The organism is Neobacillus sp. 19 (assembly GCF_049463095.1).
Taxonomy (GTDB): domain Bacteria; phylum Bacillota; class Bacilli; order Bacillales; family Cytobacillaceae; genus Neobacillus.
Map to the genome: position 1 here is coordinate 132,605 of NZ_JBMPZU010000019.1, position 14,468 is coordinate 147,072.

Genomic DNA, 14,468 nt, shown 5'->3' on the forward strand with positions numbered 1-14,468 from the left:
AAGTAATAAGGAAAGAATTTATGGTAAAATGAGGGAATAAATAGTCTCAAAGGTAAAAGGGGGAGTTTGAATGATTGCTGAGCTGGTTGTTGGGGGTCTAATCATCGTTGGGGTAAGTGCAGGTATTTCGGCAATGGTTAAAAATAGACGGCCAAAATTAGCTAAGGAGAATATCCCGGCACGGTTAGGTGTCCTTGAACAGGCTCCAATCCAGCCTTTGCTTGAAAAATTAAATAGGTCATTAGATGATGGCTATATTCAACAAGTGAAGAGGCGTTTTCTAGAGGAGCATCCTAAACGGACTGAAGATGAATTTGAGTGGCGGCTGTTTGAGCTAAAGCGCTATTTCCTATTGGCCAATATCTTAAAGACAACGCCGATGTTTAGTGAAGAGGTGGATGAAATCTGGCATGATATGCTTCTATTTACGCAAAAATATCAAGTGTTTTCAGAAAAATTTTTGGGTAAAATGCTGCATCATACACCAAACACAAGTCCTAAGCCGGCACCACAGGACCGCGCTTTTTTTGACTGGGTATTTTCTCAGTTGTTTCAAGTGACGCAGTATAGCTGGAAAACATGGGGAAACTTTTTCAAACATCCTCTTGACTTTCAATTATTAAAAGAGTTTAAACATGGTACAGATGAATTTTTAATAGATAAATATTTTATGATTAATGAAGATAACAAGGAAACGATTGAATATTTAGTGGCCAATATGAAACAGCAATTAAATAGTGCAGAAGAAATGTATCAAGAGGACAAAAAGGGGAAATTTACGAAGCAGCGAAGTTTCGGCGAAATGACCGCACTGTCGGCGGTGATGGTGTATTATTCATATTTTTATTTTGATGAGTATTGGAGCTACGCGAAAGCATATGCCTTTGCCAATCCCGTTCAATATTCAAGCGGCTGTGCTGCTGCTGTATTTTGTGGCTCGGCTTCTTCCGATCATCATTCTGGTGATGGAGGCGGCGGAGATAGTGGCGGCTCCAGCTGCTCAAGTTGCTCCAGCTGCGGCGGCGGTTGTTCCTCTTAAACAAGAAAACAAGGTATAATGAATTTCAATGATTGTTCTATAAAGAAGGTGTCAGGATGGCTCATCCATCAACAAATAACAATAATACTTTTAAAAAATATAGTGCGGACTGTGAAAATTGCTTTGGATTGTGCTGTGTTGCATTGCCTTATGCAAAATCGGCTGATTTCCCGATTGATAAAGAAGGAGGGACACCTTGTTCGAAATTGCAACATGATTTTCGTTGCGGGATTCATAACCAGCTCAGAAATAAGGGGTTTCGCGGCTGTTCTGTCTATGAATGCTTTGGGGCGGGGCAAAAGGTGTCTCAAGTTACCTATAACGGGAATGATTGGCGGAATCACCCCACACACGCAAAGGAAATGTTTGACGTATTTCCGATTATGCAGCAGCTTCATGAAATGCTTTACTACTTAAATGAGGCAAGTAGCTTAAAAGAAACACAGCCTATTTCCCGAGATTTAGAGACGGCATTGCAAGAAACGGAAAATCTCACACATTTAAGCGCGAACTCAATTTTGGAATTGGATGTACCTTCACATAGAGTGATGGTTAATGAGTTACTTTTACGCACAAGTGAATTCGTTCGTGCCAAAGTTCCGCCTAGGAAAAATAAAAAGATAGGCAGGGGAATCGATCTGTTAGGGGCAAAGTTAAAAGGGGCAGATCTTAGGGGAGCTAACCTGAGAGGCGCCCTGCTTATCGCTGCGGATCTGAGAAATGCAGACATGAGAGTGGCTGACCTCATCGGTGCCGACTTAAGGGACGCAGATTTGAGCGGGGCTAATCTTACTGGAAGTCTTTTTCTCACTCAAGCACAAATTAACTCTGCTAAGGGTGATCAAAATACGAAATTACCAGCTTCATTGCGCATACCGGATCATTGGCATAAGGGATCTGAATAAGGGTCATCCTTACATGTAGGCTGCTCGGCAGGATCTTATTTTTCAATCAGCTTGTGCGTGAAAAATGAAAAGAATTCCAGCTGTATGGTAAAATGTTTATATACATATTTAGGAGGGAAAGAGATGCCAACAAGTTTAAAAGACACAACGACGTTACATAATGGTGTGAAAATGCCCTGGTTGGGATTAGGCGTTTTTAAAGTGAAAGAAGGAGAAGAGGTTGTTGAGTCCGTAAAAGCCGCTGTTCGAAACGGCTACATCAGCATCGACACTGCTGCTATTTATGGCAATGAAGAGGGGGTCGGGCAAGCGATTCGTGAATCCGGCGTCGCTCGTGAAGAACTGTTTATTACCTCAAAGGTTTGGAATGCGGATCAAGGCTATGAAACAACATTACAGGCTTTCGAAACGAGTTTGAATAAGCTTGGCCTTGATTACTTGGATCTTTACTTAATCCACTGGCCGGGTAAAGATAAATATAAAGATACTTGGAAGGCTTTAGAAAAGCTTTATAAAGATGGGCGTGTACGCGCAATTGGTGTAAGTAACTTCCAAATTCATCATTTAGAAGATTTAATCAGTTCTGCAGAAATTAAGCCGATGGTTAACCAGGTGGAGTACCACCCGCATTTAACCCAAAAAGAGCTTCAAGCATTTTGTGTAAAAGAAGGAATTCAACTGGAGGCATGGTCACCATTAAAACAAGGCCAGCTTTTGGAAGAACCAGTTCTTGTAGATATTGCACATAAATATAATAAATCCGTAGCGCAAGTGATTTTACGCTGGGATCTTCAAAATGGCGTTGTAACCATTCCGAAGTCGATCAAAGAACATCGAATTATTGAAAATGCTGATGTGTTTAATTTTGAATTAACCGCAGAAGATATGGAAAAAATCAATGCTTTAAATCAGGATAGCCGTGCTGGCTCCCATCCGGACACTATGACGGCAGGGTTTTAACTAAGAATGCAAAGAAGCAGTGGATTTCAAAGGAAATCTCACTGCTTTTGTCGTTTTAATACATCGTACAGCCTCCAACGAGAGATGGAATAGCATTAAAAAGGATAAACTTGGTAAGTAAGCACACCAACAATGATTCCCGTAATCACTCCGAAGAAAACCTCTGCTGGTTGATGACCTAATAGTTCTTTTAGCTTTTCTCTGGATTCTGTCTTCTTTAAATTTGGGTCCTTTAAGGTTTCGATAAGACGGTTAAAATCGGCTAATAATGTATTTAACACTTCCGCATGGTAGCCTGCATGTCTTCGAACCCCAGTGGCATCATGCATAACAATTAATGATACGATTACGCAAATGGCAAATTCATTTGATTGAAGTCCGGATGTTAACCCAATGGCCGTAGTCAACGAAATGATTGTTGCTGTATGAGAACTAGGCATACCACCTGTACTAAACATCAGACTCCATTTTAATTCTCCGGCGACAATAAAGTGGATAGGGATTTTTACGAATTGGGCAATCAACATTCCTAAAAGCGCAGCAAGAATGGGATAGGATAAAAACATCATGGTCCTCCTCATTAATGTATGTCCTTAGGATATGATAGAAAATCTAAAATAATGTGAATGTGTAGACCATGCTCGATCCATTACGGACGAAAATATTGTAAAACGGTTCCTTTCCCATCTGTAACCATAACCTCTGCATATGCACCATTAATAAAGGTAATTTGCGGTGGAACATGGCCGCAATCAATATCATAGATAATCGGTATATCGAGTTCATCGGCAAGGTCTTGATATACATCGTTAACTGTATAGTTTTCGACGGGAGTATTCGCTGGACTTCGGCCAAACATTAGGCCTGAACAACGCTCAAACCAGCCGGCTAATTTCATTTGCACCAATGATCTTCGAAGGTCAGTCGTATTCAATTCACAATTCTCCAAATACCAAATAACAGGATCATCGTTAATATGTTTTTTTCTAAAGCTCTGGATATCACCGAATGGTGTACCGATTAAATGTCTAATGATATCGATACAGCCGCCAAGTAAACGGCCGTGGAATTTCACATTTTGATTTGAAATAGTTTTCCACATAGTCTTTTCAGTTAAATGAAAAACACATGGAGAGGGATTGTCATGCTGCCACTTTTTTTGATAGTAATCTGAGGACCTCTGAAGTACTGATTCTCCCGTCTTTGTCGATAAAACAGATTTCCACATGGCCGTCGTTGCATCGGAATATTCCCCGCGTAAATCAATTAAATTAGTTCCGTGAGCGGTTGCGGTTCCTGTCTTCAATGTTATTGCAAGAAGCAAGCTGCTAGTATCAGAGTATCCTAACACCCATTTATTTTTAATATTTTCAAAGTCAATATGTTCGAGAATTTCTACTAATAATTCACCACCCCAAGGGGGCATGATGATGTCGATTTCAGGGTCAGCCATCATCTCATTAAATTCGGCTGCTCGTATTACCTTAGAAGCGGACTTAGCCTTATTTTGTGTCCAAACAGTATCGCCGCAGGTAATTCGAAAACCATCTTGTTCCAATCGTCTGCGTGCAAGCTTGACCAATTCATGTAATTCATCTTCTACGCCCGAAGACGGTGCCGTTACACCAATTTGTGCTCCATCTCTTAAATGCGGAAATGTAATCATTGAGAATCCCCCTCACTTTTAGATGATTTTACCAAAATCATGCTAAAATGTTAACTTACATTTCTACAATACTATTTAATTCTGCCTGTGATACGGAAAAAATAACAAATGTGGATACATTAAGGAAGGGTGGAAGAAGGATGGGGACAAAAGGAGAGCTTATTATTATGAGTTATCATTTAAACGAAAGGTAAAAAGAAGCTTATTTCCAAGTCCCTTTAAATCAAAGGACTGAGTACCGGCTCCGCCTTCGCCAAATACCATGATAGCCACGCATGCTATCCCCGCTACTAAATACTATAACTTCATATTATTAATAAAATATGAATTAGATATTACTCTTTCGTTAATTATTAGAAATAATGTCCCAATATAAATAATATAAAAATCATAGACCCTGAAAACAATCCACGGATGAATACGGTATAATGGTGATAATCATTTATGATAAAACCAAAATAGGTGTGAGGAAGCATGAATTTCAATCATGAGGATTTGAATAAATCAAAAAAGCCATTATACATAATGGTCTACGATAAGCTATATAAACTAATTATGGAGGGGACCTTTCCTCCTGACAGCAGGCTGCCGACGGAACCTGAACTTGCTAAAAGATTGGGTGTAAGCAGAATGACGTTGAGACAGGCTTTGGCTCTTTTGCAAGATGATGGCTTGGTCAGGAATGTCCATGGGAAAGGGAACTTTATTACGAAATCCCATCAAAACCATCGAACAGTTGGCCTCGAGAAAGTGGGGAATCCGCTTTACAAATGTCATTCAGAAATAATCGATGAAGTGGAACTGAATTTCAGAATTGATTTAGTCAGCGACTATGCAGAGGAAGTATTACAGAAAAAGATGGCTGCCGTAGTTGCTTTCGAACGCTGGTATAAAAGTGGGGAAAAAGTAGTAGCCTATAGCCTTACAATGATGGCAGTCGAAACCGTGACTGAACTAAATTTGGATCTGCAGAATGACATGCAATTATTAGCGATGCTTGAAGAGAAGGTATATGAACTTGCCAATTCTTCAACTATTGAAATCAAACGATCCGTTGCCGTGAATAAAATGTTACAAAAATATCAACTCTTTAAAGGTGAGGAATGTGATTTAATCCTCGAAAGTGTTTATATAAGTGACCAATATCCGGTTGTCTATAATAAATACTATATTCCAAAAGAGTTCAGTCAAATCAGAATTAATGCAGCAAAATAGGAATTTTTCCAAATAGCCAAACAGTATATTTCTTTCTGAAATATACTGTTTTTTTGTGTGTAAATACGGAAAACCTAACAATAAAATAGTTATTGCTAACAGAACAATTGTATGCTATTCTTTGGTTGTGTAATTTATATACAACTTTTTATACAACTATACAACGTTGTTTAAAAAGGGGAATCCTTGTAGTAATTGGAAGCGGAAACAAGAGTTAATGTAGTTTATTTCATTTAATCAAAAGGAGAGAACGAACATGAGTACAAATGAATTAAGAGAAACGCCTCATATTAAACCAAATGGTGTAGAAATAGCGGAAACGATTCTTTTACCAGGGGATCCATTACGGGCAAAATTTATCGCCAATACCTATTTGGAGGATGTCGTCCAGTTTAATGACGTACGTAATATGTATGGATATACTGGAACATTTAAAGGAAAAAGAATTTCTGTTATGGGAACGGGTATGGGCACACCTAGTATGAGCCTTTATTCATGGGAGCTCATCCATATTTTTGGAGTGAAAAATTTAATTCGGATTGGTTCATGTGGAGCGATCCAAGACCAATTGAACTTGTATGATATTGTCATTGCAATGGGGGCATCAACTGACTCTAACTATGTCCAGCAATACAATCTTCCGGGGCAATATTCAAATATAGCTTCGTTTGCACTCTTAGAGAAAGCAAAGAAAGTAGCAGACGAAAAAGGTCTTCCTGTTCATGTAGGAAATGTCCTTTCCAGTGATTTCTTTTATAATGCGGACCAAACAGCTTTAGAAAGATGGAGTAAGATGGGCATTTTGTGTGCGGAGATGGAAACAGCAGGACTGTATATGAATGCAGCTCACGCGGGAGTGAATGCATTGACCATTTTAACCGTTAGTGACCATATATTTAGACATGAGCAAACAACAACGGAAGAAAGACAAACAGCGTTTACGAATATGATGGAAATTGCCTTGGAGCTTGCTTAAGAAGTTCACATTATTTCTTAAGGATTTTAGCAACTTGGGCAAGAGGGAGATGAATTGTAGTACATGACTACCTTTAGTATGAATAAATCCGAAGCGCAAGACGTTACGATAAAAAAAGCTGTGCCAGTTCTATTATTATTGTTTGTTTTGTGCTTGGTAATTGATAATTCATTTAAAATTATTTCTGTAGATATGGCCAAAGACTTTGGAATTTCTGCAACAACAGTCAGCTGGCAAGCAACATTGGCTGGTCTTGTTATCGGCATTGGAGCCGTCGTGTATGCTGCTTTAGCTGACTCCATTAGTATTAGAAGATTATTAAGTGTGGGAATTATTCTAATTTGTGTGGGTTCATTAATGGGCTATGTGCTTCAACATTCATTTGTGCTTGTAGTTATCTCACGTATCATTCAAACAGCCGGGTTGGCTTCAGCAGAAACGTTATACGTAATTTTTGTTACGAAACATTTACCTCAAAATGAACAAAAGAAGTTTTTGGGATTTAGTACGAGCAGCTACGCCCTATCGCTTGTTATTGGTTCATTGACAGGTGGTTATGTATCAACATATTTACATTGGACAAGCCTATTTTTAGTTGCTCTTATCACCATCGTGCTTCTTCCTTTTATCTTGAAATATCTTCCAAAGGAAACAGGGAAGGCCGGCTTTGTTGATGTTATTGGCTTGTTCCTTGTAGGTGTTATTGCTGCGTTTCTAATGTTATATATTTCAAACTTCAATTGGATTTATTTACTGGTGTTTATTTTGGCGATTTTTATATTTCTTGCTTATATTAGCAAGAACGCCAAGGCATTCATTGATATTTCATTCTTCAAAAATAAACGGTTTGTTTCACTGCTTGCTGTAGCGTTTGTAATTTACTCGGTTCAATTAGCGTATATATTTCTATTTCCATTTTTGCTTGAAAACATTTATGGTTTGAAACTTGATACGATTTCTTTATTATTGATTCCAGCGTATGTTTTATCTGCCACAGTTGGTGCACTCTCTGGAAAAATTGCTCAATTTCTCGGAAGTAAGCAATCGATTATTATAGCAATGGCTGGCATTACTGTCAGTGTATTATTAGGTGGATTGTTTATCCAAAGTTCAGTGGTCGTGTTTGTTTTTTCAATGATAATATTCTCTAGTTCATTTGCACTCATGTACGCACCGATGATTGATTCATGTGTAAGTACAATTGCCAAGGAAAAATCCGGCACAGCGGTGGGCTTTTATAATCTCGTTCTGAATGTAGCCGCTTCAATTGGTATTGCCTATACAGCTGCAATGATGGATTCAGCTTCTATGAAAACTAATTTGTTGGGATATATCCACCTTGCAAATGCATCCATGTATAGTAATATATTATTAATTTTATCGATAATCTCAGCTTTTAGTTTAGTTGTATATTGGGGATTGGTTGGGCGAAAGTAACTCATAAAAAAACCATATAGGTTTATATTGAAGAGAACTCTGAGACGGAAAAGTCCAGGGTTTTTTTTATATTGGGAGTTAGGCGAATGATGACAGCCATTGTTCGCCTTGTGTATAATCAAGAAGTGGACTGTGGTTTTTTTCCATAAAAGGAGTGGCGCTGATTGTTACGATGAAAAACAAATCACTTTGGTTATCGATTGGATTATCGCAACTTATATTTATGGCTCTATTCCCAATCTGGTTACGGCTATTATCTTATCTACATCCTATTGTTCTGGCCGTCGTTTGGTTGTGTGTAACAATACTTGTGTTTTTTGTGGTTTACTTTGCGCGTAAAGAAACCATCCATATCTCAAAAACTATCATTATTAGTATTGTAATCGTGTATAGTTTCGGCCTTTTGGTATTATTATTTTTCCGTCCGTCAAACCAGGAGTATAGTCAAATAAATCTTGTCCCATTTAAAACGATTGCAGGATTCCTGTCGGGGAATGGGAATTTTCTTGTTGCTTTTTATAATATTACGGCTAATGTTTTGCTTTTCGTTCCGTTTGGTGTCGTTACCCTTTTATTATCCAAAAATCCATTGAGGCCAAAGCTGTTTTTTATATCTGGCTTGATTATTCTTCTAATTGAAACGACTCAACACCTGACAAAGCGGGGCAGTATGGATATTGATGATATGATCTTAAATTTGCTGGGGGTATGGATTGGCTATGTTTTGTATCCGGCGATTCATAAAGTGGTGAGAGTCAAAGGTGCTTAAGTATGACTTTGGGTGGTGTTCCTTTTGAAAAAGCTATTTATTGTACCCCTAATCGTTGGTTTGATATTAGCAGGCTGCAGTGGCAAGGATGAAGCAGTTAAAGGGACAATTGATCTAAAGGGGAGTATTACCGAAATTGATCAAGCGGGGAACCGAATAATGATCGAAGATAAAGACCATGGCCGCGTGTGGGTTACGTTACACGAAACGGGAAATATCGCTGAGTTTGAGATAAATCAAGAGATTGTCGTTTGGATTGATGGTGAAGTAAAGGAATCATCGCCTGCTCAAGCGAAAGCACTGAATATGGAGCATACCCAAAAATAAAGGAGGAAACGTTTGATGATGTCTGCGTTAATCCTTGGAGGAACACAGTTGGTTGGCAAATATTAGTCCAGTTACTATTGGATGAAGGCGTTGAAAAATCAGACTGGCAGGCCTCATGAGCGGTTCATGAGGCCAAAGGCAAAAAACTTATAGTTACTTCAGTTCTTCCATTAATGGAATCCAAATTTCGGAATAGTAATTAGGGCTACCAGGGTCTCCCTCAAAATAGACTTCTAATTCGGGAGTACCGGCAGGCTTATAGTGGTTGGAAGGGAACCATTCTGAATAGATTTGCTTCCATACCTTCTGGATAGCATCGGGCATCGCACCGTGAACCTCGAAAACAACCCACTTCGATGCCGGGATTTCAAGCGTCAAAAAACCTTCAGGAACGTCCCCGACGGATTCGGCAGCAATCCAGTAATCGATTACTGTTGATTGTTGATCCGTATTTTCGACGCATACGCCCAGAAGTCCTTTGATTTCCCCGTTATTTAACTGGATTAATAAATCGCTGGTCCCTTCGGTATTAGCATCATCCCACATTTTTGGGATGCCAATTAAATTCTCCCCATTTACACATGAAAACTCTCTCTTGACGCCAACAACTTGGAAACCTTCTCTTTCGACAATTTTGTAATTCATCGGATCTGCTCCCTTCAGACTCACCTGAATCATCAGGCGGTTATACGATTTCAGCATTCCACGGTAATTTCTTGCTTGGCTAGGTGTAATCCCGTGTTGCCTCCGAAATGCTTTGGTAAAAGCTTCAGGAGTGTCATAGCCATATTTAAGGGCGATATCTATAATTTTACTGTTAGTATGTGAGAGTTCTTGCGCAGCGAGGGTTAATCGTCTGCGGCGAATATACTCACCAACCGTTATATCTGTTAAAATTGCAAAAGTACGTTGAAAATGAAATACCGAGACATTCGCTTGATTCGCAATTTTTTTCATAGAAATTGTCTCTAATAAATGCTCTTCCATATAGTCGATTGCCCTTTGCAACGATTCGACCCATCCCATATCGCTCACTCCCTGATTCTATCCTACTAGCAATCTGAACAAGAATCCTGTCAATTTATGCTTGATTCGAACAGATTCCTTATATCCTTATTTTTACCAGGTTGTTCATAAATGTCCAATTTTTATCTAAAAGATTTTCGCTCGAGTGGGTTACATTGACCGAAAAAGAAAAAATAGTGGCCTTGTGGTAAATGAAAAGAGGTTACATTGACCGAAAAAGAAAAAATAGTGGCCTTGTGGTAAATGAAAAGAGGTTACATTGACCGAAAAAGAAAAAATAGTGGCTTTGTGGTAAATGAAAAGGGGTTACATTGACCGAAAAAGGAAAAATAGTGACTTTGTGGTAAATGAAAAGGGGTTACATTGACCGAAAGGGGACAAAGAGCACTCGAACGGTTAATGAAAAGGAGTTACATTGACCGAAGAGGGAAAAAGGGCACTTGAACGGTAAATGAAAAGGAGTTACCTTGACCAATAAGGGACAACGAGCTCTCATACGGTAAATGAACAGTCATGAGCATAAATTAGTAATCGGATTTGCTATATTGATATCTAAAAAAACGACAGATTTCTGTCGTTTCAATTTTCTAATTCCACATATTCACCCGATTGTAATATTTGATCTTATTATAACGGTAATCGAGTTAGAACGTCGTACACCCTAGATTTGAATTAGCCTCCAGTCAAATCCAGAGAAAATAAATCAATCTCTTTCTCTAGCCCTTTGTGTATCTCTAATATTCTTTTGGACCGTTATGGCTGCAAATAAACTAAGAACAAAAGCCATACCATAAAATCCTTTTTCGCTTAAATCAATACTTCCTGCATTGAATAAACCGATACCCATTAATGAAATAGATACAATAAGTGCAAACCAACTAATCCCATAATAAATATTAGTAACAGGTATTCCCTCATCCTTATCTCTTACTGCTTTTTGTAAAGATACCGCTGCATAGAGTCCAAATATTAAAACTGCAAAGTAATACCCTTTTTCGTTCAATTGCATAGATGCGTTAAACAAACCTATGAGATATGCCGCAACACCTACTAATAGCGCAGCCCAAGAAGCACCTATGAAAGCTGGAGTAGGTTCTCCTTCTTTCCTTGCTACTTTCATTTTTGGATCCTTTTGTTTTCCTTTATCTAACAAAACCTCATTATCATTAGACATTGAATGTTCCGCCTCCCTCTTTTTATCGAATAAAAATGGAGCACTAGATAGACTGTAGTGCTCCTATCTAAATCTATTATATAGAAGTTTCTTACAAAAAATAGATAATTTTTTACTTTATTTCCAATTAAGATAAAAGTCCATGGCTGAATGTTAGGAGCTGTACTTGATTTTTCAACAATAAAGGCTTTTTTCATCAAGAAGGTCGGTGCCAGAGCAATCAAGGTCGTGTCCAATTGGATTTGCTGCGTAATTAAATTGTTCTTATAAGATATTTTTACAAAAAATCATATGGGCATGTATTTCGGGACACTAAACGTTCCTTTTTTCCACATTTGTGTTAAAGTTAGGGGGAAATTATATAGGATATACGCAGGTGAGGGATTAACATGGAAGGCTGGAAACGAAATTTATGGGTGCTGTGGATTGGAGTCTTTTTTACATCAGCAAGCTTTTCAATGGTGATTCCGTTTTTGCCCATTTTTCTTCCGCAAATTGGTGTCACCGAACATGTTGAGATGTGGGCAGGATTGTTATTCAGCGCTGCTTTCTTTGCTGGAGCCATCGCTTCACCATTCTGGGGGAGTGTAGCTGATAAATATGGACGAAAACCGATGATTATCCGGGCCGGCTTTTGTCTATTTATCATCTACACTCTAACCGCTTTTGTAACCAATCCTTATCAGTTATTGGCCTTGCGAATTTCCCAAGGACTATTAACTGGATTTATTCCTGGAGCGATTGCCTTAATTGGGACGAATACACCGGGCAAAAAAGTAGGCTACGCGTTGTCAATGATTTCAACCGCATCCGCTTCAGGCGGGATTGTCGGACCTCTTCTAGGAGGGGGGATTGCCCATTTGGTCGGCAATCGCTGGGCCTTTGGCAGCGCTGGGATCTTCACTTTGATTTCGACGATTCTCGTCATCCTTTGGGTGACCGAGGAGAATTTTACGCCAAGCAAAAAGCGAGGTTCTGTCAAAAATGATATAAAAGAAGCCTGGAGCAATCGGCCATTGATGCTGGTGCTTTTCTTAACCATCATTACCGCGGGGTCTATTATGACGATTGAGCCGGTCCTTCCTTTGTATATTGTAAAATTGGGCGGTTCAGTGGACAAGGCTTCACTGCTGGCGGGTATCGTGTTTTCCCTTCCTGGGATTGCCAGTGCTTTATTTGCACCTGTCTGGGGAAGGTGGGCCGATAAAGTAGGATTTCATCGGGTACTCGTGATAGGTTTACTTGGCGGCGGGATTGGCACGCTGGCACAAATTCTATTCAGCGAAATAATTGGCTTTTCGATTATCCGATTTGTATTTGGTGTCTTTTTCTGTGCGGTGTATCCTGCATTAAATGGTCTTGTTGTGAAATCAACAGCGGAGGACTTCCGCGGCCGGGCATTTGGATTAAGTCAAACCGCCAACCAGATCGGCGGGATGATGGGCCCGATGATTGGCGGTTTCATTGGCGGCATTTTCCCTGTGCAAATCGTGTTTGTTGTAACAGGTATCCTGCTTTTGGCTGCAATGGGAGCGGCCTATTGGAAAGGAAAGAGTCTGATCGGCCTATCAGCAAGAAAAAGTAACGCTTAGTGGGTTTGAGAAAAAGAAGAAGAGGGGAAATTCGGAAGAACGCAGGAATTGGCAGGGGACATTTATAAGGCGAATGAAGGACATATTCGAGTGAAAGCTAGAGAGAAAAGTCCTTCATAAGATGAATGAGGGACATTTTTATGAGAAGGCTAGAGAGAAAAGTCCTTCATAAGATGAATGAAGGACTTTTTAATGAGAAAGCTAGAGTGAAAAGTCCTTCAGTCGTTCTGCCCGTCCAGCCCCGGCTACTCTTAAGATACCGATTCCCCTTCCAAAGAAACAGCCTTCATTTTAGCTTTAGATATCTTCACATTACCGGCAACAATTCCGCCTAAAATTAAAACAACCCCGATCCATTGTGAGATGCTAACCTGTTCTGCTAAAACTAGTGATGATAGTATGACTGCAATCGGAAGTTCGGAAGCTGTTAAGATGGTTCCAAGTCCCGGACCGATATGCGGCATTCCGATTGAAAGTAAAAGCGGCGGCAGAGCAACTCCTAGTAAGCCAAGGTACAGACCGTATGGCGCTACTCCGATGAAAACAGGTAAATCCAATAACTCCGTTGGCTGAACGAGAATCAGTACAGTAATCAAACCGCCAGTGGCAAAAAGAGCACTCTTTTGCACAGGTGGTGTATCCTTTTCCACCGTACTGCTCAGAAAGATAAAAGAGGTATATGTCAAAGCCGACAGTAGTCCCCAAACGGTCCCCTGCCATGTAATTTCCCCGCCGCCTTCAGTGATTACACCAGCTGCAAGAATCGACCCAATGACAAGAATACCAATCGAAACAACCTTCCCAATTGTCGGCGGCTTTTTATAAAAAATCCATTCAAATAAGCTGCCAATCCAAACAAATTGAAATAAGAATATAATTGCTAGGGATGCGTGAAGTGTTTGCAATGATTGATAATAAAAGACACCCGTAAGACCCAGTGGAATTCCCGATAATAGCAGTGTACCTATTTTAGCAAGTGTAAGTTTTTTCTTTTTTGAAAAAAGAGCCAAAATCCAAATTAGTAAAGCCCCCATTAGGTATTGACTCCCAGTGACCTCTGCAACGGTAAAACCAGCTGAATAAGCTAGTTTTACAAATGTGGATAATGCGCCGTAACAGCATCCCCCTAAAAAAACAAGAAGTGCATATTGCCATGTTTTCATTTCTTCTACCCCTTTCATTCTATCGAGCCGTAGCTCCTTTTTAACGCAAAAAAGCCACACAGCTATAGTAATAAGCTGTGTGGCGAAAATAGAGAATTCTCTAGAAAAGTCCACAAACAAATGGTTTTTTATTATTCAATCTGACTTTGTTACTTTAAAACAAATGACAATGAATGTCAATAAAAAAATGAGTATTTTTATGGGTCTCTCCCTTTTTAG

Annotated in this window: 14 protein-coding genes; 9 read left to right on the plus strand and 5 right to left on the minus strand. The window is 39.4% G+C overall.

Annotated features, from left to right (window positions below; genetic code table 11):
• Positions 1-70 precede the first annotated feature (70 nt).
• From ACO1D1_RS04495 to ACO1D1_RS04505, 3 genes are all read left to right on the plus strand, one after another.
• On the plus strand, positions 71-1,039 hold the full coding sequence (locus ACO1D1_RS04495) for a hypothetical protein (protein WP_423335116.1): 969 nt from the start codon (positions 71-73) through the stop codon (positions 1,037-1,039).
• Between the two features lie 56 nt (positions 1,040-1,095).
• Entirely contained in the window at positions 1,096-1,944 is an 849-nt protein-coding gene (locus tag ACO1D1_RS04500; protein ID WP_149868813.1) for a pentapeptide repeat-containing protein, read from the plus strand.
• Between the two features lie 123 nt (positions 1,945-2,067).
• Positions 2,068-2,904 carry an aldo/keto reductase gene (locus ACO1D1_RS04505; protein WP_149868814.1) on the plus strand — a complete coding sequence of 279 codons (837 nt, stop codon included), beginning with the start codon at positions 2,068-2,070 and terminating at the stop codon, positions 2,902-2,904.
• Positions 2,905-2,999: 95 nt separating this feature from the next.
• Here ACO1D1_RS04505 and ACO1D1_RS04510 read toward each other — a convergent pair whose 3' ends face one another.
• Together ACO1D1_RS04510 and ACO1D1_RS04515 are read right to left on the minus strand one after the other, a co-directional pair.
• A complete protein-coding gene (locus tag ACO1D1_RS04510) occupies positions 3,000-3,470 on the minus strand; it encodes a divergent PAP2 family protein (protein ID WP_149868815.1) in 471 nt (156 codons plus the stop codon).
• 83 nt (positions 3,471-3,553) lie between these two features.
• On the minus strand, positions 3,554-4,570 hold the full coding sequence (locus ACO1D1_RS04515; RefSeq protein ID WP_149868816.1) for a S66 family peptidase: 1,017 nt from the start codon (positions 4,568-4,570) through the stop codon (positions 3,554-3,556).
• A 474-nt stretch (positions 4,571-5,044) separates the two neighbouring features.
• Between ACO1D1_RS04515 and ACO1D1_RS04520 the strand changes: the two genes are divergently transcribed.
• The 5 genes from ACO1D1_RS04520 (at position 5,045) to ACO1D1_RS04540 (ending at position 9,294) form a co-directional block, all read left to right on the plus strand.
• Positions 5,045-5,785: a GntR family transcriptional regulator gene (locus tag ACO1D1_RS04520; protein ID WP_149868817.1), complete on the plus strand. Its 741-nt coding sequence runs from the start codon at positions 5,045-5,047 to the stop codon at positions 5,783-5,785.
• Positions 5,786-6,041: 256 nt separating this feature from the next.
• A complete protein-coding gene (gene deoD / locus ACO1D1_RS04525) occupies positions 6,042-6,761 on the plus strand; it encodes a purine-nucleoside phosphorylase (protein ID WP_423335117.1) in 720 nt (239 codons plus the stop codon).
• Between the two features lie 78 nt (positions 6,762-6,839).
• Entirely contained in the window at positions 6,840-8,198 is a 1,359-nt protein-coding gene (locus ACO1D1_RS04530) for an MFS transporter (protein WP_423335199.1), read from the plus strand.
• A 172-nt stretch (positions 8,199-8,370) separates the two neighbouring features.
• Entirely contained in the window at positions 8,371-8,967 is a 597-nt protein-coding gene (locus ACO1D1_RS04535) for a VanZ family protein (RefSeq protein WP_423335118.1), read from the plus strand.
• Positions 8,968-8,991: 24 nt separating this feature from the next.
• Entirely contained in the window at positions 8,992-9,294 is a 303-nt protein-coding gene (locus ACO1D1_RS04540; RefSeq protein WP_423335119.1) for a DUF3221 domain-containing protein, read from the plus strand.
• 153 nt (positions 9,295-9,447) lie between these two features.
• On the opposite strand, the gene ACO1D1_RS04545 is transcribed toward ACO1D1_RS04540, so the two are convergent.
• Together ACO1D1_RS04545 and yiaA are read right to left on the minus strand one after the other, a co-directional pair.
• On the minus strand, positions 9,448-10,320 hold the full coding sequence (locus ACO1D1_RS04545) for an AraC family transcriptional regulator (RefSeq protein ID WP_423335120.1): 873 nt from the start codon (positions 10,318-10,320) through the stop codon (positions 9,448-9,450).
• Positions 10,321-11,023: 703 nt separating this feature from the next.
• Positions 11,024-11,494: an inner membrane protein YiaA gene (gene yiaA, locus ACO1D1_RS04550; RefSeq protein WP_149868822.1), complete on the minus strand. Its 471-nt coding sequence runs from the start codon at positions 11,492-11,494 to the stop codon at positions 11,024-11,026.
• A gap of 389 nt (positions 11,495-11,883) precedes the next feature.
• Here yiaA and ACO1D1_RS04555 point away from each other — a divergent pair, with 389 nt between their 5' ends.
• On the plus strand, positions 11,884-13,086 hold the full coding sequence (locus ACO1D1_RS04555; RefSeq protein ID WP_423335121.1) for an MFS transporter: 1,203 nt from the start codon (positions 11,884-11,886) through the stop codon (positions 13,084-13,086).
• Between the two features lie 251 nt (positions 13,087-13,337).
• On the opposite strand, the gene ACO1D1_RS04560 is transcribed toward ACO1D1_RS04555, so the two are convergent.
• A complete protein-coding gene (locus tag ACO1D1_RS04560; RefSeq protein WP_149868824.1) occupies positions 13,338-14,249 on the minus strand; it encodes an EamA family transporter in 912 nt (303 codons plus the stop codon).
• Positions 14,250-14,468 lie beyond the last annotated feature (219 nt).

Coding starts and splice junctions, on each gene's coding strand:
- ACO1D1_RS04495 (WP_423335116.1), top strand. CDS start 71: ATGATTGCTGAGCTGGTTGTTGGGGGTCTAATCATCGTTGGGGTAAGT.
- ACO1D1_RS04500 (WP_149868813.1), top strand. CDS start 1,096: ATGGCTCATCCATCAACAAATAACAATAATACTTTTAAAAAATATAGT.
- ACO1D1_RS04505 (WP_149868814.1), top strand. CDS start 2,068: ATGCCAACAAGTTTAAAAGACACAACGACGTTACATAATGGTGTGAAA.
- ACO1D1_RS04510 (WP_149868815.1), bottom strand. CDS start 3,470: ATGTTTTTATCCTATCCCATTCTTGCTGCGCTTTTAGGAATGTTGATT.
- ACO1D1_RS04515 (WP_149868816.1), bottom strand. CDS start 4,570: ATGATTACATTTCCGCATTTAAGAGATGGAGCACAAATTGGTGTAACG.
- ACO1D1_RS04520 (WP_149868817.1), top strand. CDS start 5,045: ATGAATTTCAATCATGAGGATTTGAATAAATCAAAAAAGCCATTATAC.
- deoD (WP_423335117.1), top strand. CDS start 6,042: ATGAGTACAAATGAATTAAGAGAAACGCCTCATATTAAACCAAATGGT.
- ACO1D1_RS04530 (WP_423335199.1), top strand. CDS start 6,840: ATGAATAAATCCGAAGCGCAAGACGTTACGATAAAAAAAGCTGTGCCA.
- ACO1D1_RS04535 (WP_423335118.1), top strand. CDS start 8,371: ATGAAAAACAAATCACTTTGGTTATCGATTGGATTATCGCAACTTATA.
- ACO1D1_RS04545 (WP_423335120.1), bottom strand. CDS start 10,320: ATGGGATGGGTCGAATCGTTGCAAAGGGCAATCGACTATATGGAAGAG.
- yiaA (WP_149868822.1), bottom strand. CDS start 11,494: ATGTCTAATGATAATGAGGTTTTGTTAGATAAAGGAAAACAAAAGGAT.
- ACO1D1_RS04555 (WP_423335121.1), top strand. CDS start 11,884: ATGGAAGGCTGGAAACGAAATTTATGGGTGCTGTGGATTGGAGTCTTT.
- ACO1D1_RS04560 (WP_149868824.1), bottom strand. CDS start 14,249: ATGAAAACATGGCAATATGCACTTCTTGTTTTTTTAGGGGGATGCTGT.